Source organism: Parundibacterium terreum, assembly GCF_014636315.1.
In the GTDB taxonomy this organism is placed as follows: Bacteria; Pseudomonadota; Gammaproteobacteria; order Burkholderiales; family Burkholderiaceae_D; genus Undibacterium; species Undibacterium terreum.
The window spans coordinates 1,727,374-1,749,380 of record NZ_BMED01000001.1 but is presented as its reverse complement, the minus strand read 5'-3'; the positions used below and the strand labels follow the sequence as shown (position 1 = coordinate 1,749,380).

The 22,007-nt window shown below is 55.3% G+C and carries 19 protein-coding genes; 5 read left to right on the top strand and 14 right to left on the bottom strand.

Annotation, left to right across the window (positions count from 1 at the left end; translation table 11 throughout):
* The first annotated feature begins 222 nt into the window (after positions 1-222).
* Positions 223-1,398: an NAD(P)H-dependent flavin oxidoreductase gene (locus tag IEW12_RS08145; protein WP_188565411.1), complete on the top strand. Its 1,176-nt coding sequence runs from the start codon at positions 223-225 to the stop codon at positions 1,396-1,398.
* Between the two features lie 8 nt (positions 1,399-1,406).
* On the opposite strand, the gene IEW12_RS08140 is transcribed toward IEW12_RS08145, so the two are convergent.
* The 8 genes from IEW12_RS08140 to IEW12_RS08105 all read right to left on the bottom strand — a co-directional run bounded on the left by IEW12_RS08140 (position 1,407) and on the right by IEW12_RS08105 (position 11,050).
* Positions 1,407-1,931: a lipocalin family protein gene (locus IEW12_RS08140; RefSeq protein WP_188565410.1), complete on the bottom strand. Its 525-nt coding sequence runs from the start codon at positions 1,929-1,931 to the stop codon at positions 1,407-1,409.
* 172 nt (positions 1,932-2,103) lie between these two features.
* On the bottom strand, positions 2,104-2,535 hold the full coding sequence (locus IEW12_RS08135) for a VOC family protein (RefSeq protein ID WP_188565409.1): 432 nt from the start codon (positions 2,533-2,535) through the stop codon (positions 2,104-2,106).
* 24 nt (positions 2,536-2,559) lie between these two features.
* Positions 2,560-4,359 carry an AMP-dependent synthetase/ligase gene (locus IEW12_RS08130; protein ID WP_188565408.1) on the bottom strand — a complete coding sequence of 600 codons (1,800 nt, stop codon included), beginning with the start codon at positions 4,357-4,359 and terminating at the stop codon, positions 2,560-2,562.
* A 111-nt stretch (positions 4,360-4,470) separates the two neighbouring features.
* Positions 4,471-5,328 (bottom strand): beta-keto acid cleavage family enzyme, encoded by an 858-nt coding sequence (locus IEW12_RS08125; RefSeq protein ID WP_188565407.1) that lies wholly within the window; start codon positions 5,326-5,328, stop codon positions 4,471-4,473.
* 71 nt (positions 5,329-5,399) lie between these two features.
* Entirely contained in the window at positions 5,400-7,367 is a 1,968-nt protein-coding gene (locus IEW12_RS08120; RefSeq protein WP_188565406.1) for an acetyl/propionyl/methylcrotonyl-CoA carboxylase subunit alpha, read from the bottom strand.
* Between the two features lie 10 nt (positions 7,368-7,377).
* The gene (locus tag IEW12_RS08115; RefSeq protein WP_188565405.1) at positions 7,378-8,220 is read right to left on the bottom strand and encodes an enoyl-CoA hydratase/isomerase family protein; all 843 of its coding nucleotides are present in this window, start codon (positions 8,218-8,220) and stop codon (positions 7,378-7,380) included.
* Positions 8,217-9,371 (bottom strand): acyl-CoA dehydrogenase family protein, encoded by a 1,155-nt coding sequence (locus IEW12_RS08110; protein WP_188565404.1) that lies wholly within the window; start codon positions 9,369-9,371, stop codon positions 8,217-8,219. Before IEW12_RS08110 ends, IEW12_RS08115 begins: the two co-directional genes overlap by 4 nt.
* A gap of 68 nt (positions 9,372-9,439) precedes the next feature.
* Positions 9,440-11,050, bottom strand: a complete 1,611-nt coding sequence (locus IEW12_RS08105) for an acyl-CoA carboxylase subunit beta (protein ID WP_188565403.1) — start codon at positions 11,048-11,050, stop codon at positions 9,440-9,442.
* 318 nt (positions 11,051-11,368) lie between these two features.
* Here IEW12_RS08105 and IEW12_RS08100 point away from each other — a divergent pair, with 318 nt between their 5' ends.
* Together IEW12_RS08100 and IEW12_RS08095 are read left to right on the top strand one after the other, a co-directional pair.
* Entirely contained in the window at positions 11,369-11,665 is a 297-nt protein-coding gene (locus tag IEW12_RS08100; RefSeq protein WP_188565402.1) for an SCP2 sterol-binding domain-containing protein, read from the top strand.
* 78 nt (positions 11,666-11,743) lie between these two features.
* Positions 11,744-12,250, top strand: coding sequence for a MerR family transcriptional regulator (locus IEW12_RS08095; protein WP_229750985.1), 507 nt, complete (start codon positions 11,744-11,746; stop codon positions 12,248-12,250).
* A gap of 53 nt (positions 12,251-12,303) precedes the next feature.
* Here IEW12_RS08095 and IEW12_RS08090 read toward each other — a convergent pair whose 3' ends face one another.
* The 3 genes from IEW12_RS08090 to IEW12_RS08080 form a co-directional block, all read right to left on the bottom strand.
* Positions 12,304-12,642 (bottom strand): hypothetical protein, encoded by a 339-nt coding sequence (locus tag IEW12_RS08090; RefSeq protein ID WP_188565401.1) that lies wholly within the window; start codon positions 12,640-12,642, stop codon positions 12,304-12,306.
* Positions 12,643-12,889: 247 nt separating this feature from the next.
* Positions 12,890-13,942: a porin gene (locus IEW12_RS08085; protein ID WP_188565400.1), complete on the bottom strand. Its 1,053-nt coding sequence runs from the start codon at positions 13,940-13,942 to the stop codon at positions 12,890-12,892.
* 240 nt (positions 13,943-14,182) lie between these two features.
* Positions 14,183-15,820 (bottom strand): tetratricopeptide repeat protein, encoded by a 1,638-nt coding sequence (locus tag IEW12_RS08080; RefSeq protein ID WP_188565399.1) that lies wholly within the window; start codon positions 15,818-15,820, stop codon positions 14,183-14,185.
* Positions 15,821-16,327: 507 nt separating this feature from the next.
* On the opposite strand from IEW12_RS08080, the gene IEW12_RS08075 reads away from it, so the two are divergent.
* Together IEW12_RS08075 and IEW12_RS08070 are read left to right on the top strand one after the other, a co-directional pair.
* Positions 16,328-17,047: a substrate-binding periplasmic protein gene (locus IEW12_RS08075; RefSeq protein WP_188565398.1), complete on the top strand. Its 720-nt coding sequence runs from the start codon at positions 16,328-16,330 to the stop codon at positions 17,045-17,047.
* A 36-nt stretch (positions 17,048-17,083) separates the two neighbouring features.
* Positions 17,084-17,392, top strand: coding sequence for a 2Fe-2S iron-sulfur cluster-binding protein (locus tag IEW12_RS08070; protein ID WP_188565397.1), 309 nt, complete (start codon positions 17,084-17,086; stop codon positions 17,390-17,392).
* Between the two features lie 42 nt (positions 17,393-17,434).
* On the opposite strand, the gene IEW12_RS08065 is transcribed toward IEW12_RS08070, so the two are convergent.
* From IEW12_RS08065 to IEW12_RS08055, 3 genes are all read right to left on the bottom strand, one after another.
* On the bottom strand, positions 17,435-19,564 hold the full coding sequence (locus IEW12_RS08065; RefSeq protein ID WP_229750984.1) for a S9 family peptidase: 2,130 nt from the start codon (positions 19,562-19,564) through the stop codon (positions 17,435-17,437).
* A gap of 120 nt (positions 19,565-19,684) precedes the next feature.
* Positions 19,685-21,199: an adenosine deaminase family protein gene (locus tag IEW12_RS08060; RefSeq protein WP_188565396.1), complete on the bottom strand. Its 1,515-nt coding sequence runs from the start codon at positions 21,197-21,199 to the stop codon at positions 19,685-19,687.
* An 89-nt stretch (positions 21,200-21,288) separates the two neighbouring features.
* The gene (locus IEW12_RS08055; protein ID WP_188565395.1) at positions 21,289-21,972 is read right to left on the bottom strand and encodes a hypothetical protein; all 684 of its coding nucleotides are present in this window, start codon (positions 21,970-21,972) and stop codon (positions 21,289-21,291) included.
* Between the last annotated feature and the right edge of the window lie 35 nt (positions 21,973-22,007).

The following is a 22,007-nucleotide window of genomic DNA, read 5'->3' as shown; positions in this document are numbered from 1 at the left end:
AAGAACCTGTTCCCAGCGTAGGCTTTGTAGCATGTCCCGTCCAGTCCGGTTTGCGCAAAAATCTGCTTAAATGGCGATGAATTGACGTACGTCAATTTTTTGGTCGCAGCGGCCACCATTCTTTCAAAAAGCAATTCTGTGCGATTTGATTGAGATCAAGTATCAGCGAGTTCGTATTTGCTACAGTGCAGCAACTTCGATTTCAGACTGGCGGATATTCTCATGTTACAGAGTGCTTTTCCTCTTCTACGAATAAAGGGCAAGGGCCTGTTGCCTATCGTCCAGGGAGGCATGGGAGTGGGCGTCTCCGCCCATAAGCTGGCCGGTAGCGTGGCCCGGCTGGGCGCGATGGGTACCATCTCCAGTGTGGATTTGCGCCGGCACCATGCCGATTTGATGCAGCAAACCGGAAAATCACGCGACAAGGCAGCGATTGATCATGCCAACCTGATCGCTCTGGACAGGGAAATAAAATCCGCGAAACAGACAGCAGCAGGCAATGGCATGGTGGCTGTTAACATCATGCGGGCTGTTTCGGAATATGCCAACTATGTCAGGCAGGCCTGCATCAGCGGTGCCGATGCGATTGTGGTGGGTGCCGGTCTGCCGCTGGATCTGCCGGATCTGACCAGGGACTTCGAGCAAATCGCGCTGATCCCCATCCTGTCCGATGCGCGCGGCATTTCTCTATTGCTAAAAAAATGGATGCGCAAGAATCGCCTGCCGGATGCCATAGTCATAGAAAATCCGCAATATGCCGCAGGCCATCTCGGGGCCGCTGGGCTGGAAGAAATAAATAGCCCGCATTTTGGTTTTGCTATCGTGTTGGAGCAGACCATTGCAGTCATGAAGGAACTACAGCTTGAACCTGAGGCTATCCCGCTGATCGTGGCCGGAGGCATCAACAGCCACAAGAAGATGCATGACATGATCTCGCTAGGGGCAAATGGTGTGCAATTGGGCACACCATTTGCTGTGACTGCGGAGGGCGATGCCCACCCGCTGTTCAAGAAGACACTGGTGGACGCTCAGGAGGAAGACATCGTCACCTTCATGAGCGTTGCCGGATTGCCGGCGCGTGCGGTGCGCACGCCATGGCTGGAGAATTACTTACGCAAGGAAGCAAAGCTGCAATCAAAAGCTGGCATAAAGGAATGCACAGTCGGGTTCGATTGTCTGCAGCAATGCGGTTTGCGCGATGGTCTGGAGAAGTCCGGCCAGTTTTGCATAGATACGCAGTTGGCTTTTGCTTTGGCTGGAGACGTAAAACGCGGCCTTTTTTTCCGGGGTTCCGAGCCTCTGCCGTTTGGTAACGCTATCCGTTCAGTGAAGGAGTTAATGGATTTCATCTTGAACGGGATTTCTCCATCGGCAAATGCCGCTGCTCTCTCAACCTAGATGAAATTCTAATTTTGGTTCACGAATACTAATTTTCCCGTGTCAAATCCAGCGGCTGAGGCTTTTGCAATCAATGATTTTTTTGTGATCTCGTCAATAGAGGGTGTTCTGGATAATAACCACAAATAGGATTTGTCATGGCCGCTAATCAATGAATATTGATAGTCTTTTTTGTCGAGTTCGAATACCACGTAGCTGGCGTAAAACGGACCGAAAAAAGATACTTTAAGATGTGCAATGTGTGGCCCTTGCACATAGTAGGCTTTGCCCTCGGCTTCTTTCCATCTGCCGTCTTCTGAGGAATAGCCGCGATTGATCACTTTGATGCCGCCATCTTCACGCAAACTGTATTCAGCAGTCACTTTGCTGAGTCCGCGCTCGAAGGAGTTATCGAGGCGAGCAATTTCATACCATTTCCCCAAGTACCTGCTTGCCACAAAGTTTTGTACGGGCTCGATCTTGTCGGGCACTCCTGTGCAAGCTGAAAGGCAGGCGGTGAGGAAAATGACGACAATTACAGAAATTATTTTCATTGTTTGCTCTATTCATTCAGCGGTGTCATATCTGAAAAGTTTTACTGATTACCGAATGCCGGTCTGTGCGGACGCACACATTGGCAATGATGGTAAATTATCGGAGGGCTGAATCCGCTAAAAAGCGTTTTATACGGGCTTTGTTGAATTTCACTATAGTCTCAGGTCATTTTCATTCAAATGGATCATACGTGCCGAAGCTCCAAAGATGTCCTTCCAGATCGTAGCAACTGAAGCCGCGGCCGCCATAGTCTTCGTCCTTGATCTCTATCGCGATTCTAGCACCGCCCTTTTTTGCAAGCTGGTAGACCGCATCGGCATCATTGACCACTGCATACACGGTCTGCGTTTGTGCGCCACCGAGTTCATCGGGCTGTTTCAGCATGCGGCTGTATTCATTGTCATCCCTGGACGCGGATCCCAGCATGATCATGCCATTTCCAAACCTCAGTTGCGCATGGAGTATGCTCCCATTGTCACCCGGCACTATCAGATGCCTGCTGAAACCGAAATGTGTGCATAGCCATTCTATCGCCGCCGGTGCGTCGCTATAGCGTAGGCATGGGATGATTGCTGCTTTTGTGGCTTTAGCTATTTCACTCATGCTGCTCTCCGGCTGTGTTTGCTTCTACTCTGTTTCATACATTTGCGCGACCACCTGTTTATTTCTCTCGATGACGGTCTTGCGCTTGATCTTCATCGTAGCAGTCAATTCACCGGTGTCAACCGATAGCGGCTGATGGAGTACCGTAAACTTGCGTATTGCCGCCACACGCGCATGATGGGTATTGGCCTCGTCGATGGCACGCTGCACTTCTGCCAGTATCTGTGGATGCTGGGTCAGATTATCTCCCTGCAGCCCATGTTCTTTGGCAAAGGCATTGACTGCATCGGCTTTCAAAGTGAGTAATGCTGTCAGGAAATGCTTGCCGTCACCGCAGACGATCGCATGTTCTATCATCGGTGTACTCATCAATGCAGCTTCTATGTTTGCCGGAGAAATATTTTTGCCGCCGGAAGTAATCAGCAAATCCTTCTTGCGGCCGGTGACGTAAAGATAGCCGTCGCTGTCAAAATGTCCCAGGTCGCCGGAATGCAGCCAGCCATCCTGTAAGGTTTCAGCAGTTTCTTCCGGCCGTCGCATATAGCCCTGGAATACATGCGGTCCACGTACCAGTATTTCTCCGTCTTCAGCAATCTTGACTTCGCTGCCCGCCAGCGGCTTGCCGACAGAGCCCAGCCTGGTATGTCCTGGCTGGCTGATGGACGTAGGGCCGCAGTCTTCGGACTGGCCATATACTTCGCGTATCACCAGATCCAGCCCGGAGAAAAATTCCAGGTTCTCCAGTGCGATGGGAGCGGCGGCAGAAATCAGTATCCGTGCGTGCTGAAAACCAAGGGCTTCTTTGATTTTCGAATAGATGAGCTTGTCGGCCTTGTTCTTTTGCCAGTTCAGGAAAGCGCCCGGCTGCTGGCCGGCCAGGTCCATCGCATGCCAGCGGCGGCCGGTGCGCATCGCCCATCTGGCCAGCACGGCCTTGATGCCGGTTGCTGCGGCCATTTTACCGGCGATGGTGGCATGCATTTTTTCCCACACGCGCGGCACGCCGAAAAAGAAGGTCGGCTTTACCTCGCGCAAATGCTCGCCCAGGCTTTCCATGCTGTTGGCAAAATACACCGGATAGCCCGCATAGATATGGTTGTGGATGCTGCCCAGTTGCTCGGCGATATGCGCCAGCGGCAGATAGGAAATCATCCTGTCGTTTTCGTCGCTGCTGACTGCATTGCACAGCGAGGCGGTTGCCCAGCACAGGTTGTTATGGCTCAGCATTACAGCCTTGGATGGCCCCGTCGTTCCCGAAGTATAGATCAGCGTTCCCAGGTCTTGTGGCTGTATCGCCGCCAGCCTCTGATGCAGCTCGGCGACATAGTCCTGCGTGCCCATGGACAGGAAGTGTTCCCAGGATATTTGCCCTGGCCTGGTGGCTGCGGTACCGCGCATCAGCACCATATGCTGCAGTTTCTCCATCTGGTGCTTTTGCTCTGCCAGCTTTGCATATTGCGCATCGTTTTCTACCAGCATGACGGTACAGCCGGAATGATTGACGATATATTCTATCTCTTCCGCTGCACTGGTCCAGTAGATGCCGGCTGCGACAGCGCCGACCATCATCGCCGCAATATCAATGATGACCCATTCGGGCCGGTTGAAGCCCAGTATGCAGACCGCATCGCCTTTTTGCACACCCAATGCCAGCAAGGCGCGCGCGGCGGCCTGTACCTGCTCTGAATAATCAGCCCAGCTGGTGGGCTGCCATGCAGTCTGGTCGCGGATATAGTAGGCGGGTTTGGTCCCCAGGCGCTTGGCGGTTGCCAGGAAGCGTGCAGGTGCGGATACAAAGGGGATGGACGCAGCGTTTGAACTCACTATACTCTCCTGACGAAAGGCGTTAGTAAATGGCTGAAACTACATCTGGACCTAGGGACTAAAGCTGGAATTGCTGCGGGGCAGGGTGGAGGAAGGCTCCACCCGCTATGCTCAGGCCAGGCCCTTGATTGTTCTGGTTTCTGCCGGGCTGGCAATGTCGCGTCCTGCACGCTTTGCGCATTGTGCAAGTTCTTGTATCAATTGTCCATTGCCATTTGCGCGTTCGCCATTGGGCAGGTAGAAGGTGTCTTCCAGGCCGCTACGCAGCATGCCGCCCAGGTTTGCGGTTACCTGGTGCACGGGCCAGATTTCAGAACGGCCTATCAGTGTGGTCTGCCACAATGCCCCTGGCGTAATCCAGCGCAACAACAGCGCCAGCAAGTCGGCATCCACCGGCATGCCCGAGGCGACGCCCATTACGAAGTTGTACTCGGCATTGCTTACCATGCCGGCTTTCTGGAACATGCCTACCGCACGTACAATGCCGACATCGAAACATTCGAATTCAGGATGGGTCGCCGTTTCCGCCATCACGTCCAGCATTGCCTGCACTTTGGAAACCGGGTTGTCGAATACCATGGGTGGCCAGGCCCACTGGCCATCTTCCTTGATCTTCAGGTAATTCAGGCTGCCGGCATTGCAGGCGGCGATCTCCGGCTTGACCCTGCGTATGCAGGCGACCGGGCCGGATATGTCCTTGCCCACTACGCCGGTAGTCAGATTGATGATGACACCGGGGCAGGCGGCGCGTATTGCATCGCACACTTCCGCTGCCACATCAGGATCCCAGCTGGGCATGTGGCCTGCACCTTCTTCCTGCTGGCGCAAATGCACATGCATGATGGAGGCGCCTGCATTGTAGGCGTCGCGCGCCTCGGCAGCCATCTGGGCCGGAGTAACGGGAACCGGGTGTTGTTTGGGGTTGGTCAGCACGCCGGTCAGGGCGCAGGTTAGTACGGCTTTTTGCATGGTGGTCTCCAATTTTTGCTTGTTGCTTATTATTTCCTCGCACTGCAGCAATCTTGCAGTAGGGGATTTCCTTATTCGCCTGTTTCCAGCTCCATCAGCAAGTCCTTGGCCTTGACCTGCTCACCGGGTTTTGCGCTGATAGCCTTCACTGTTCCATCTGCTTTCGCGGTCAGCCACATTTCCATTTTCATTGCTTCTACACAGGCCAGAGGCTGACCGGCGCTGACCGCGTCTCCGACCTGCACGCTGATCTGCGTGACGACACCTGCAACCGGCGCGCGCACACGGCGCGCATCCTGGCCGGCATTTGCTGCGGGGAAGGGGGAGGCTTCGGTGAAGCTGAATACGGCGGCCCGAACTACCAGGTACAGCACATCATCCGTGCCGGATTTCTTCCGTAGTGCCGGAATTTTTTTGATGACGCCATCCCAGACGTAGCGTAGTGATCCTTCTTCCAGCGAGAGTATCTGCAGTTGATGATTTTCCTGATTGCTGCTTACGCTGATCAGTCCATCCGGTAATGGCGTCACACGCAAAGAGCGTTGCAGCCCGTCGCTATCCAGTTTGATGTCAAACGCTGCCACGCTGTCTGCACGCGCGCCCATGCCTTGCTCTCCTGCCGCGAGTATGGCTGCGGCAGTGCACCAGGTTTCGTCAGGTGCCACCGGGCGTTTCAGCAGCGCTTCGCCATTGGCCGACCAGGTGTCCAGCAGGGTCGTGGTCATTCTTGCGTGTTTGAAATCCTCGTGATTCACCAGATCGCGCAAAAAGCGGCCGTTGTTGGGCAGACCCAGCAAAGGGGCATCTTCCAGCGCAGCTGTCAGTCTGCGGATAGCGTCTGCTCGGTCGCTGCCATGCGCGATGATCTTGGCCACCATCGCATCGTAGTAGGGCGACACCACGCTGCCGCTGCGTATGCCATCATCAATGCGGACACCAGCATGGGCCTTGGCACGCTCGGGTTGCCACCAGACGATTTCGCCGGTTTGCGGAGCGAAGTCGGTATAGGGGTCTTCAGCATACAGGCGGGCCTCTATCGCATGACCGCTATAACGTATCTGTTCCTGTGTCACCGGCAAAGGGAGTCCGGCCGCAACGCGTATCTGCCACTCCACCAGGTCGTAGCCGGTGATCATCTCGGTAACAGGATGCTCCACCTGCATACGTGTATTCATTTCAAGGAAATAGTGCTGCATCTCCTGGTCCAGCATGAATTCCACTGTGCCGGCGCCGCGATAGCCCACTGCCAGTGCCACAGCCACCGCATCCTTGCCCATGCGTTCGCGCAGGGCCGGAGTCAGGATAGGAGACGGCGCTTCCTCTATGACTTTTTGCCGGCGGCGCTGGGCGGTGCAATCGCGCTCGCCCAGATAGACCGCGTTGCCGTGCGCATCGGCAAATACCTGTATCTCTATGTGGCGGCCATTGACGATCATTTTTTCCAGCATCAGGCTGCCATCGCCGAAGGCGGATTGAGCCTCCCGTCTTGCGCTGGCAATTGCTGTGGGCAATTCCGCTGCATGCTGTAGTACGCGTATGCCGCGTCCGCCGCCTCCCGCCACTGCCTTGACCAGCAGCGGAAAACCTATGCGCGCGGCTTCTGCCAGCAGATGCGCTTCACCTTGCTCCTGCCCCAGATAGCCGGGCGATACCGGAACACCTGCCGCCGTCATGCGTGCCTTGGCTACCGCCTTATTGCCCATTAGCGTAATCGCCTCGGCTGGCGGGCCAATGAAGACCAGGCCGTTATCCTGGCAAGCCTGTGCAAATGCGGCGTTTTCCGACAGGAAGCCATAGCCGGGATGGATGGCCCCGGCTCCGGTTTTTTTTGCCGCGGCAATCAGTTTGTCTATGCGCAGATAGGATTCTGACGGGGCGGATGGGCCGATGGCGACAGCCTCATCCGCCATCGCGACATGCGGCGCATCCGCATCTGCTTCGCTGAAGACTGCAACCGTGCGGTAGCCCAGCGCGCGCGCGGAGCGTATGACCCGGCAGGCAATTTCACCACGATTGGCAATCAGGATTTTTTCAAACATGCATGCTCCATTATTGCGCTTCATTATTTGCAGCTACCCAGGACGGTTTGCGTTTTTGCAGGAAAGCCATGCCTCCCTCCATGCCTTCCACGCTGCGTGCCGCATGCGAGAATACGGCTGCGGCATCGCGGATCAGCGCTTGCGGCGCTTCCAGCCGGGCGCGCGCCATCAATGCCTTGCTGGCCGCCACCGCATGCGGCGCGCATTGCAGTATCTTGTGGATATTGGCGTGTACTGCGGCGTCCAGAGCGTTGGCATCGACGTGTAGCTCATGGATCAGCCTGAGGCTCAATGCCTCCTGTGCATTGATGTGGCCGCCGGTGACTGCGAGGCGCTTTGCTTCCGAATAACCTAGCCTCTCGACCAGGAAAGGGGCAATCTGGGCCGGCACCAGGCCGATGGAGGTCTCCGGCAAGCGGAACAGTGTACTGCTGCTGGCCAGCGCTACATCGGCGATGCAGGCCAGCCCGAAGCCGCCGCCCATCACCGCACCTTCCAGCGCAACGATCACTGCCAGCGGCGTGCGGGCATAGGCGAGACATAGTTCTCCAAAGCGGGCATTGACCTCGGCGATGGCATCTATGCCCGCCGTCTCCGGCTGCATGCGTGCCGCTGCCATATCCTTGATATCGCCGCCCGAGCAAAAATGGCCATTCTCGCCGCGCAGTACGATGATGCGGACAGCGCCATCGTTCTCGGCCTGCTCCAGCGACAGCAGCAATTCATTCACCATCAGGATGGACATCGCATTGCGCGATTCAGGCCGGTTCAGGCTCAGCGTCAATACGCCATCGGCATAGCGGCGCTTGACGGTGGACAGATCATCATAGCTTGCGGTTGTCACGGTAGTCATAGCGATTTCCCCGGCAGCGTGCCTTCCAGTTTGGCGATAATGCCGAGCATGACTTCATCGGCGCCGCCGCCTATGGATACCAGCCTGCCGTCGCGATAGGCCATAGAAATAGGGTTATCCCAGGTATAGCCCATGCCGCCCCAGTATTGCAGGCAACTGTCTGCCACCTCGCGTATCAGGCGGCCGCATTTCAGTTTGGCCATTGATGCCAGCCGTGTCACGTCTTTGCCGTCCACATAGGCTTCCACCGCACGGTAAGTAATCGAGCGCAGGCATTCCACCTCGGTGCGCAACTCGGCGAGACGAAAGTAAACGGCCTGATTGTCCAGTATCGATTTGCCGAAAGCCTTGCGTTCCCGCGTATAGGTAATGGTCTGGTCGATCAGCCGGTCCAGCATTTTCAACGAGCTGGCCGCACCCCACAGCCTTTCTTCCTGGAATTGCAACATCTGGAAAGTAAAGCCCATGCCTTCTTGGCCCACCAGGTTGCGGCGCGGCACGCGCACATTGTCGAAGAACAGTTGCGCGGTATCGGAAGAATTCATGCCTATCTTCCGGATTTTCTGGCGCGTGATGCCCGCGGCATCCATGGGCACGATGATCAGCGATTTATTCCTGTGCGGCGCGCCTTCCGAGGTATTGGCCAACAGGCAGCACCAGTCTGCCTTCATGCCGTTGGTAATCCACATCTTCGAGCCGTTGATCACATAGTCGTCACCTTCGATGCGGGCCGAAGTCGTGATCGCTGCCACATCCGAACCGCCGCCGGTTTCGCTGATGCCTACGCAGCCGACCATATCACCGGCGATGGAAGGGGCGAGATAAGCACGGCGCAAATCGTCGGAGCCAAAGCGCGCCAGCGCCGGGGTACACATATCGGTGTGGACGCCTATCGCCATCGGCACACCGCTGCAGTCGCAGGCACCCAAAGCCTCCGCCATGACCATAGAGTAAGAAAAGTCCAGCCCCAGCCCGCCAAATTCTTCCGGGTATTTCACACCGAGCAGGCCCAGCGTCCCCAGCTTCTTGAATAGCTGGTGGGAGGGAAATTCCTCGGCATCTTCCCAAGCTTTCACATGGGGATTGATTTCGTTCTGCACGAATTTCGTGACCGTATCAGCGAGCTGTATGTGCTCGGGGGTGAATTTCATTACGCTGTCTCCATTATTGGTTTTGGTGCGTGAATTACGTTCCGGTGCTGCTTTTTTTTGGGGCTAGCTCAGAATCTGGACACTCCAAAGGTATTGGTGCGCGGTGTTCTGGATTCCGCTTCCTGGGCTACGGCCAGGCATAGTCCCAGCACGCTGCGGGTATCGCGCGGGGCGATGATGCCGTCATCCCACAGACGTGCAGTGCCAAACAAGACCGAAGACTCTTGGTCCAGGCGCATGCGCAGGCCGTCCGACATTGCCTTCAGTGCTTCATCGTTGGCCGGGATGCCGGCGCGCTCCATCTTGCTGCGGCTGACGATGTCCATCACCTTGGCTGCCTGCGCGCCGCCCATTACTGCAGTGCGCGCGGTAGGCCAGGAAAAGATAAAGCGCGGATCGAAGCCGCGTCCGCACATGCCGTAGTTGCCGGCGCCGAAGGAGCCGCCGATCACGATGGTGAACTTGGGCACGCGCGCATTGGCGACCGCCTGTATCATCTTCGAACCATGCTTGATCGCGCCATTGCGCTCTGCTTCGGAGCCAACCATATAACCGGTGGTGTTTTGCAGGAAGATCAGCGGCGTGCCGCTCTGGTCGCACAATTGTATGAATTGCGCAGCCTTGGTGGAGCCGTTCGGCTGTATAGGTCCGTTGTTGCCGATGATGCCGACGTTGTGCCCCATCAGCCGGGCGTGGCCGCAGACTGTATCGGCCGCATAGTTTTGCTTGAACTCCAGGAAGTCCGAGCCATCCACCAGCCTGGCTATCACCTCGCGCACGTCATACGGTTCGCGCTCATCGTCGGGGACTATGCCCATCAATTCTTCTGCCGGATAGAGCGGGGCTGTGCCAGCGCTATCTGCGGGTACCGCATCCCAGCGCAGCTTGTCCATCACTTCCCTGGCGGTGGCAATGGCATGGGCGTCGTTCTCGCACAGGTATTCACCCAGCCCGGTTATCTCGGCATGGGTTTGCGCGCCGCCCAATGATTCTTCGTCGGTGTCTTCGCCTATGGCCGCTTTGACCAGCGGCGGACCGGCCAGGAAGATGCTGGAACGTCCGCGCACCAGGATCACATAGTCGGACAGGCCCGGCAGGTAGGCGCCGCCTGCTGTGGAGGAACCATGGACCACCGCGATCTGCGGTATGCCGGCGGCCGACAGCCTGGCCTGGTTGGCAAAGCTGCGTCCGCCTTCGATGAAAATTTCGCTCTGGTACATCAGGTTGGCACCGCCGCTCTCGACCAGATAGATCAGCGGTAGGCGGTTGTCGCGGGAAATTTCTTGCGCGCGCAGGCTCTTCTTTAAACCCATGGGTGACACGGTGCCGCCCTTGATGGCGCTGTCGCTGGCCAGGATCACGCAGCGTTTGCCGGCCACCGTGCCTATGCCTATCACCGAGCCCCCACCCAGCACGGCCTTTTTGCCGTCGTCGTCATGCATCTTGAAACCGGCCAGGCGGCTGAACTCCAGGAAAGGGGAGCCGCGGTCCAGCAGGCGCGCCACCCTTTCGCGCGGCAGCAACTGGCCGCGCTCCTCAAATTTGGCGCGTTTGGACGAGGACTCTTCCAGTACTTTTTGTTCCAGTTCCAGCACTGCGGCCAGCTTGGCTTGCATGCTGGCGCTATTGCGTGCGAACGAATCCGACTTGGTATTGATGCTGGACTCAAGTACGGGCATGGAGCGCCTCCTTGTCGTGCAGCGGGGAAGCTGTGAGGGCGGAAGTGGTAGGGCAGGACTGTGGGTCCGCAGCATTGCGTTTGTTCATTCAGAGCTCCGACGATGATACGGTTTCGGGGTGAACTACTGTAACAAGGGTAACAAAGCCTGCGCCGTCTGTGTCAATGCGGCGCTTGAATGGCAGATTATTTTGGCTGATTCTAAATCTGCCTTCCGTTAACGTCAACTGATTAATCTATAGGTTAGTATTGTCCCTCTAAAGGCTGCATGGTACATTTCGGCTGTCACCACGTTTTTACAAACACCAGGAGAGAACAGATGGATTTAGCAGCATGCACAGAAGCGATACGTGCCAAGGTCGGCGACGATAGCGGTTTGAACGCCACCTTGAAATTTGATTGCGGCAGCGACGGCGTTGTATTTGTGGATGCGCTGTCCACGCCGAACACGGTCAGCAATGAAAATCTGGAGGCAGTCTGCACCGTAGCGATTTCGGTGGAAAACCTGAGCGCCCTGCTGTCCGGTGAATTGAATCCCGTGAATGGCTTCATGATGGGCAAGTTCAAGGTATCCGGCGATATGAGCGTGGCAATGCGCTTGCAAAAAGTGGTCTGAAGATTCATCCAGGTTTTAACAAGCAGTAATATGTAGGTCTTCCCGGGAACTGTCATGGCCAGCCGCAAATCAGCCGCAATGGAAACTTCTCTTGCCGCCAGCATGGGCGGAGGGGCCGCGACAGATACTGACAGGCCAGAGGTTATGGATGCGCAGGCCTTTGTCGACTCGCATCGGAGCGACGATACTTCGCAGCTATTCGGCATCAATGAACTCTGCGAAGAGTTTGGTATTTCCCAGCGTGCGTTGCGCTTCTATGAAGACAAGGAACTCATCACTCCACGCCGCGTCAATAATACCCGTGTCTACACTCGCCGCGATCGCGCCAGACTGGCGCTGATACTGCGTGCCAAGGCGATAGGGTCGCCTCTGTCGGAGATCAAACATTATCTGGATTTGTATGGCGCGCACGGCGAAGGACGCAGCAAGCAGCTTAGCTATGTCATTGCCCGCACCGACCAGACCATCTCTGAACTGGAGCAAAAGCGCGCGCAGATAGATGAAACCCTGGCAGAACTGCGCCTGATCAATATCAGCAGCCGCAGGCAGATGGAAGAGCGCAAGAAAGCCGGAGAAAAAAGCTAGCAAAGCCCGGCTGCGCCAGGCCTTACAGATTTTTTCTTGGATTTTCCTGGATTCTATACCAGCGACACGCCGCCTATCGCCAGTGCCGAAGTGCCATCGGGATACAGCGCGTCATAGCAGCGCGTACATTGCTCGCAAAACAGGTGCGAGCGTTTGACCTGCTTGTAGCGCAATACCAGCAACAGCGCATTGCCGGGGCAGTGGGGGCAAGTTTCCCGCATGGTGCCTGCAGGGGTAATGTCTTCGGATAAATAACCTTCTTCGCGCTCTATGCCGCTGACCAAGTCGCGCGGATCCATCTCGATGAGCGTGAAGAACGGCGCTCTTTTCTCTCTTCTCTCTGTGTAGTATTGGTCGTTGGATTGACGTTTCAATAATTCGGCAGCGATCATATCTTACTCCAGGTGACAACGGAATCACTCCGGCCTTGAGAACCGGACTTTCAATCTAGTAAAAATGGCCGGAGAAAACAAGGCATTCTTTCGCGAAACAAATCGGTATCGAGACTTGTTTCTTTAGTGGAATAAAACCTGATGATGAACTGTCTGAATAATTCATTCACTGAAAGAATGGGCGTAAAAAAACGGCATGGAGCCAAGGGCTGCATGCCGTTAGTAGCCGAACTAGTCGGCCAGGAGATTAAAAGCGGTGCTGGATGCCGGCAGTGACGCCAGTCTGGCTGCTGCCGTAGCCAACGTCATCACGCGACAGGCTGACGGTATTGTTGCCCTTGGCTTTTGCATACGCGCCGACCAGATACAGGTCGGTGCGTTTGGACATTGCATACTTGCCCCCCAGTACGTACATGATAGGGTCTGCGTTCAGAGCAGCCGTGGTGTTCTTGATATCCTGGTAGTACACAACACCGGTGATAGTGAATGCCTCGGTCGTCTTGTAGTTGACGCCGCCCCAGTAGGTATCGCTGCGCTGGTCGGCGCCACCGGCTGCCAGGGTTTTCTTGAAATGGCGGAAGCCGGCATTCAGCTTGGCATCGCCCAATTGGTAACCTGCGGCCAGATGGGTTGCCGTAGTCTTGTCATACACGCCTGCAGTGTTGCGCACGCCGTTTACCTGGCTATACACGGCTGCCAACCGCAATGCGCCAACGTTGTATCCCAGTGCCAGTGCATATTTGGCGCTGTCGGAAGTGCTGCCCGCAGCTTCGCCGAATGCATAGTTGGCGCCCAGGCGGAAGCCGTTGAAGTCACCTTGGTATTTGACCATGTTGGAGACGCCGGTCAGCAAGCCATCCTTGCGGTTGCCGGAGGCACCGGCAGAAGTAGCCCAGGAATACTGTGGCGCATAACCCATAGGGTCAAACGGCAACAGGAAGTCGTACACGGTGCTGAATGAGCGGCCAGCGACAACTCGGCCAAAATTGCCTTCCAGGCCGACATTGGCCTGGCGGCCGAAAATATCGCCATCGGAAGCGCCTGCGTCCAGCTTCAGGCCGCCTTCCAGTTGGAATACTGCTTTCAGGCCGTCACCGAGGTCTTCTGTGCCGCGAAAGCCGAAGCGCGAAGTGTTTGCGCCGCCGGAGTTCAGTCTCAGCAAGGAATTTTTTGTTGGGTTGGCATTGGTCAGGTATTCGACATTCATGTCGAGCAGACCGTAGATCTGCACATTGGATTGAGCCTGGGCGAGCGTGCAGGCAGGCGCGAAAATGGCGAGCGCCAGTAGTTTCTTCTTCATTGATCGTCTCCGTTTTGAATTATCGATTTGAGGCTGGTCTTGCGTTACTTTTGAAGTAATTTTGCAATAGTGCAATGTGTGGTACCTGCCTAGCTTATGTAGCCAAGCTTTCAAATCGCTTTCGGGGCTATTTTGTACCGCTGGAAATGTCGCAGCCCGTAGCATGTGCAGCTAAAAAACCACAAATAAACCACAAATCACGCTGGCGGCGGGAGGTGTCAAGCCGTGCTGTTTTGCTATTTATCGGGTTTGCAGTGTGATATCGGCGCCACGCCAGGCTTGCACGAACTGCTTCCTGGCTTGCTCCGCCTGGTTGGGCTTGCCTTGCTCATTGAGCGCAAGTTGCAGCCCATGCAGTGAGCGGCCGCTGGCGATATTGTGCTTTAAGTCATTGCGGAAAGCGGCTTCTGCTCCCACGGCATCCCCCTCCTGCAACAATGCATTGCCCAGCATCCAGCCGGACGACAAGTACCAGTTGGGCGGTTCATCGTAGGATAGCTTATCTTCTGCATCGGCCGCCTCGCGCAAGGCCAGCACTGCAGCGGGCGCATCCTTGGCAAACAAGGCCAGCCGCCCGTCCAGATAATGCAGTGCGACCTCTAATACGGCCCGGCTACGGTTGTTGCCGTATTCCTCCGCTTCACCGGTGCTGGATTTGGCCGCGATGAACTTGCTGCGCTCCTGCTGCGCATCCTCGTTGCGGCCCTTGCCTGCATAGGCGATGGACCGCGCAAAATGCCAGAGCGTCGTACTCACCGGGGCCTCAAAAGGCGCTTCCGGCAGCGCCAATATGTCGTCCCAGCGATCAAACAGCGTATAGATCAAGGCCGGAGTGGCGTAGAAAGAATCCAGGTAAGGCGCCTCTTTCAGTTTTGGTCGCACCATATCGGCCAGCTTGTTTGCTGCGGCAATTGCTTGTTCCGCATTGCCCGCATAGGCATAGCTGACTGCCAGGAAGTGCAGGTTATGTCCATAGTAGCCGGTCAGATATCCCGACTGGCCGCCTGCGGCAATCAGCCGCTCATCCGCGTGCGCAGCAGCGATATTGGAGCGTGCCGCCGCCAGGTAGTCGCCGGTGCGGATGTAGATATGCGCGGGCATATGCACCAGATGGCCTGCGGACGGCGCCAGTGTTTCCAGCCGCCGGGCGGATGCCAAAGCTTTTTCAGGATAGGGCGACATTTCTATCGCATGCACATAATAATGATTGGCACCTATGTGATTCGGTTGACGCTTCAGGGCTTTTTCCAGCGCAGCGATGGCTTCCAGTGTGCCTTCCTCGGGCGTGCCGTCGGCTTTCCATAGCTTCCACGGGTGCAGGTCCATCACGCTTTCTGCGTACAGGACGGCGGCATCGACGTCATTCGGATAGCGCCTGCTCAGATCGGCCATCGCATCTTTGTAAGCGACATTCAATGCGGTGCTATCGGCCTTGGGGTCGGCGGAATAGCGCTTGCTGAGAGCATCGATGTACGCTCCTTCGCTGGCGGATGCGTACTTCTTCAGCACTATGGCCTGCTGCAACGCCCCATAGGCCAGCTTGTGCGCCGGCTCCGACATGGGCTGGTTGATATTCGGCCCCAATGCATAAGCCATGCCCCAGGCTGCCATTGCCAGATGGGGATCCAGCTCTATCGCGCGCACAAAAGAGGCCAGCGCTGCTTCATGGTTGAAGGCGTAGACCAGCTTCAGGCCCTGGTCGAAATAGGCCTGTGCCTGCTTGTTTTTGGTCGACACCGCATGGTGCAGGGGGCTGAGTCCTGAATCCAGACTGTTGCCAGGGACCGACAATTCTTTCGGGCTTTCATGCGCGACAACAAAACCGGAAAACAGCATCGAGATTGCCAATATAGTCCGTATACAGGCCAGTTTCATCATTGCTCCTTGATTTTGCGCATTTTTACGTCGATTTTGAATGATATTCACCGCTTTTGATGTGGTCGTCAATGTTGCTACAGGCCACTGCTTTTGTGGCTTCAGGACGGACATAAATAATTTAGATATAAAAAATGCCGTACGGTAAGGATTGCCTGTTAAAGAGTGTTACTTGGCTTGCTGTTCGCAGGTACAGGTGATGTAATAGCAGGCTTTGCGCTTTTTTCGGGCATTCTGCCCTTGCGCCGCGACACCTGCAGATCAACTGGATTACGGTATTTTTTTATGGGCTCAATTTCAAGCTCACTATTCAACCCGGCATTTAAGCTGGCACATATGGCAGCGAACAAGCCAGCACCTAAGCTGCCAACTAAGCCAGCAGCGAAGCTGATGCGGGCTTCAAGACAAGCTTCAGAACATCAGCTTTCTTCAGGCTCAGTGGCCCAGGCTTCGGCAGGAAGGGCAACGGGTCCTTCCTTCCTCCCTTCAAAAAGCAGAGCTTCGACCCGCATGCTCAAGATAGTTTTAGTGCTGTGGGCATCCCTGCGCCTGACCAGTGCGTGGGCAGAGGATGAGTTGATCGTTTATTTTGAAGACCGTGCTCCTTTCTCTGCGATGGATGCCGAAGGAAGAATAGCCGGATTGGTCGCTACTCCGGCAGAAAATGCCTTCAGGCAGGCGGGCATACCGCATGAATGGGTGATGGTGCCCTACAAGCGGCAGTTAATGCAGTTGCAAAAAAATGCTGAGCCGGCTTGCGGCATCGGCTTTTTCAAAACGCCGGAACGTGAGCGTGTGGCAAAATTCAGCAGCGCCATCTATCGCGACGGCCCTACCGTCGTCCTTGCCAACCAGGGTTTTCGTCCCAAGGAAAAGAGTAAGCTGGCAGACGTCATGCTGACCAAAGATGTGCGCATGCTGCGCAAGGATGCGTCTACCTATGGTCCTTTTATCGACGATGCCGTAGCCAAAGCAAAGCCCGAGATTGTGTCCACAACGGCAGAGCTAAAAAATATGGCGTTGATGATCGCCGCCGGCCGCGCGGACTTCATGATGATTACGCGCGAAGAGGCGCAGCAATTGATCGATTCTAGCGGCGAGACCGGGAAACAACTGCATATCGTGCAGTTGTCCGATATACCCTTGGGCCAAAACCGGCACATCATGTGCACCAGCCAGGTTCCCGATGCAGTGATAGACCGGCTGAACAAGGCTATCGAGCGCCGCTAAGCTTATAATCCGGAAAACGACCATCCCAGATGACCAATGAACGACGTTCCCGGTAAGTTTGCTATTACCCTGCATCCGCAAGGCTGGGAATTTATGTCGCAGCCGGGCCAGAGCCTGCTGGAGGCGGCCCGCGCAGCAGGCATCATCATGCCCAGTTCCTGCAGGAACGGCACTTGCCGCACCTGCCTGTGTTTAATGCCGCGTGGCGCAGTCAGTTATAAAATTGAATGGCCCGGACTGAGCCGCGAAGAAAAGGAAGACGGTTACATCCTCCCCTGTGTTGCCAGTGCTGTTACAGATGTGGAGCTTGAGGCCCCAGCTGCGATATTGCAAGCCAAAGAATGATGCCCCTGCACCGGGAGTGAGGGGCATGTCTTTTTTCTTTGATTATTCCTTGATACCCAAGGTCGTCAGCAAGAACGCGTAGTCCAGCGCATTCTCTTTCAGTGCATCGTAGCGGCCAGATGCGCCGCCATGTCCCGCACCCATATTGGTTACCAGCAGCAGAGGATTTTTGTCGGTCTTCAGGCTGCGCAGTTTGGCGACATACTTGGCTGGCTCCCAATACATGACCTGGCTGTCGTTCAGCGAAGTCTTGACCAGGATAGTCGGATAAGCCTTGGCCGCCAGGTTATCGTAAGGCGAATAAGATTTGATATAGTCGTAGTAAGGTTTTTCGTTTGGATTGCCCCACTCCTCATATTCGCCTACGGTCAGCGGCAGGCTGGCATCCAGCATGGTATTGACGACGTCGACAAACGGCACGTGCGAGATAACCAGCTTGAACAGGTCGGGGCGCATATTGGTTACTGCGCCCATCAGCAAGCCGCCCGCGCTGCCGCCTTCTATTGCCAGGCGGTCGCTGGACGTGAATTTCTCGTTGATCAGGAATTCCGCCGCAGTAATGAAGTCTGTGAAGGTGTTTTTCTTTTTCAGCATCTTGCCATCGTCATACCAGGCCTTGCCCAGATCGCCGCCGCCGCGTATGTGAGCCACTGCGAATACCACCCCCCTGTCCAGCAGGGACAGGCGATTGCTGGAGAAGCTGATAGGGTAGGGGAAACCGTAGGAGCCGTAGGCATTCAAGCTCAGCGGTGCGCTGCCATCCAGCTTTACACCTTTCTTGTACACGATAGATACCGGTATCATTTTGCCGTCGCTCGCTTTGGTAAAGCGGCGTTCCGATGTGTAGTCATCCGGATTAAATCCGCCCAGCACGGCGCGCCGCTTGATCAGCTTGCCCGCCTGCTTGCCCATATCGTATTCGTACACCGAGAATGGTGTGGTGAAGGACTGGTAGCTATAGGTCAGCGTCTTGGTATCCCATTCTAAGTTCTTGCCTCCAGCCAGGGAATACACTGCCTCCGGAAAAGCGATCCGGTGCTGTTTCTTACTGGATAATTCGGTGATGGCCAGTTGTTGCAGGCCCTTGTCACGTTCATGCACGACCAGGTAATTTTTGAACAGGTCTATATGCTCCAGCATCACGTCACTGCGATGCGCGACGACCTCATGCCAGTTTCTTTTGTCCGTCCTGGCAATTTTTTCCGTCGGCGTACGGATCACTCGGAAATTGCGGCCAGTATCGTTGATGCGGATATAAAAAGATCCGCCCTGGTAGTCCACGCTGTATTCCTGATCCTTCTTGCGTGGCAAAACGATTTGCCACGGGCTGGCGGGTTTGTCTGCGTGCACAAAGCGGGTTTCGGTGGTCGTGGAACTGGCAATGCTAAGGAAAATATATTCTTTGCTGCGGTCGAGCGCTACGTCGATATGGAATAGCTCATCTTTTTCTTCATAGACCAGCTTGTCCTTAGCCTGGTTTTGTCCTTGATTTATAGCGGCAAGGTGCAACTGGTTGGAGCGTTTTGTTACCGCATCTTCCGTCGTATAAAATAGGTTTTTGCTGTCCCGAGTCCAGGCGATTGAAGTGATCCGTTCACGGTTTTCCAGTACCAGTTTGCCAGTGCGCAAATCCTTGACCTGTAATACATACTGGCGAAAGCCGGTGCCGTCAGTGGCGTAAGCCAGGTAGTTGCCATCCGGGCTGATGATTGCAGCGTCGACGGACATGAATTTTTTGCCCTCTGCCAGTTGGTTCACGTCCAGCGTAATTTCTTCCGGCGATGCTTCATAGGTGCCGTCGGCCTGGATCAGCTTGCGGCAAAGGATGTTGTATTGTTTTCCGGCTTCCGTGCGCGAGTAATAGTAGTATTTTCCATTACGGTAGGGCGCGCTAACATCGGTTTCCTGGATGCGGCCCAGCATCTCTTTATAGAGCTTGTCTTGCAGGGATTTGGTCGGTTCCAGCGCTTTCTCTGCGTAGGCATTTTCTGCTTCCAGATAGCTGATGACCTCGGGGTTGGATTTTTCGCGCAGCCAAAAATAATCGTCCACACGGCGATCGCCAAAATTGGTATCCACCTTTGGGCGTTTGGCAGCAACTGGGGCATCTGGCATGGTCGGAGTGGCGGCATCAGCCGCATAGCAGTGGGAAGTCAGCAATAGCATAGACATCAATATACTGCCAAACCGTTTTGCAGTTTGGAGCGGACGCTTGAGGTGAAAAGGCGAAGCACGCATATCGTATTTCCTATTTATAAAATGAGTTCCAAGCTTGCTGTTTGCGAGTGTGCTTCATTTTTTTGCCGGACTCGCCAGCTTGCGTATTTTTTCTTCAAAATTGCTGAAACGCCGGTTCAACTGCTGCAACTGATCCTGTTTTTCCTTGTCACTCAGGAAGGAGTAACGGATGCTGTTGTATACCGTTGCCTTTAATTCTGCATAGCTGGGTTTGTAGCGGCTGGCGTACAGCAGGTATTCATTGCTCATTGTGGAGCGCGATACCCCGGCATCGTCGGTGGAAATGACAAAGGGCACTCCATGCGCCTTGTATGCCGTGACAGGATGGGCTTCGTTTTTAACACCGAGAATGAAGGCATTACTGCTCAGGTTGACCTCGACCGGGATGTCCAGCTGTTTCATGCTGTCCATCAATTCATAGGCATGGGCTTCGTAAGTGATATCGATACCGTGCCCTATGCGGTTGGCGCCTGCAATCTGTATGGCTTGCGCGATATGCGACTGCAGTCCGTCCGGCGGCACCATGCTCAGTGTCAGCTCGCCTGCGTGCAGGGCCAGTTTGACATCGGGAAAGCGCTGCTTCAGGAAGCGGAACATTTTCATATGCAGCGTATAGTCGCGCATGGCGACAATACCGTTTTCCGGTCCTACGATATTGACGCCGACGATCAGCTTGTTCATGTGTGCCGCGGCGAACGATGAATACAGGCTGGCGAATACCCGGGACGGCGCAAAGCCGCGTACGGCAAAAGCCTGGAAGCGCATTGTGAAGTCTGCGTCATCGATGCCTGCGGCGATCTCGTCTACCATGTCGGCATACTCTTTGATCTTCGTCGCAGTCGCAGTGTCGGCAATCAGGGCGGCGTAATACGCACGCAATACCTGTTCTACCTGTTCATCGCTGCTGGCGGAGGTCAATGCATCCAGGTCGGCATTCATGCCGGCTAACGCCACGTTTGGCCCGCTCTTGAGCATGGTTTCCAGGTATTGCATGTTCTCAGCCTTGGCGCTGTCCTTCAACCATTGCAGACCTTCGCGGAAGTATTCATCTGATATCGGGCCGAAGTAGGCGAAAGTATCAAAGAACTGCTGATCCGGCGGTGTTTGATCATGCGAATGGTTGTCGTAGTCCTTGTCGGACCAGCGCTGCAAAAGCTCGCGGTAGAAGCCGTTATCCTGCCGTACTTCATCCGCACTGGCGCAGACGGCCTTGGCCGCCGCCGGCAGATCGCTACGGGCTTCTATATGGTATTTCTGCGCTTTCAGCTGGGGGACGTTGTCCCGGTAGATGCAGAAATTGCGTTTGCCTACCCAGTCCAGATAGGTTTCTGCATAGATTGCACCTGAATAGTGATGATGCAGGTCCCCGCCTTTGGGCATGGCGCTGACAAACAGATTCAGCCGCGCGAGATCGGTGACAGGGCCGGCAATCAGCCTGGCGTAATACTGGCTGGTGACCAGGGTATTTTTTGTCGCCGCCGGCGGGCTCGGTGTCCTTGCCAGGACATGTCCAGCTACCAGCAATGGCAGTAGCGAGCAGATCAATATTTCGCAGGATTTATTCTTCATATCTGGCTCTGCAAAAAAGTATGGGGCGCGCCGATTAGTGCATATTTTTTAGCGCGTATTTTTTTATGCGTATTACATTCTTCGCTTGTCTACTTGCATTTTCCCTTGGCGATGGCGGTGACATAAAAGGGTAATGCCAATAGTCCGCTGAAACTGACGTTTCCCAGTTTTGCAGGATTATGTTTTAGCGGGTCTTCGCCTTTGGCGAGGCAACCGGGGACGGCCGCTTCTTTCATCGCTACATCAAATTGCTGCATTTTTGTCGATTCCGGATTTGCAAGTGTCTTGCCGGTGGCATCGGCCATTTTCTGCATATCGGTCCTGCTGTCTTTATATGCCTTGGTGATGGCTTTGCTATCCACTTTCAGCGTGCTGTTGATTGTATCGCCGTTTTCGTTGCTGCCGGTAGCTGGTGGTGGTATTTCAGGAGCTGCTTCCACTGGAGTGCTGGTCTGGCCGCTATCGCTTGCCGGAAGTACAGCTCGCGCTGCTGGCGCGGAATTGGATTTCCCTTTGCGACCGGCATCACCTGTCGGAATCCTGGCGGCTGCGTTCTCATGATTTTCCGGCTGGCGCGCGGAGGGTATCGGCAGATTAAAGAGGGACAAATACTGCACGCTGCCGGGCTGCTCTGCTTCTGTGCGCTGTGACCAGAGGCGGTTGCCGCTGAACTGCTTTGCCAGCATCAAGGTGAGCAGCATCGCAAATACGGCAGCCAGGACGCGTTGTTTACGATTGTCTGCCTGCCAGCGATCATTGATCAGCATGTACATGGAAAGGGAACCAGGAAAAGATGATTACCTATTGT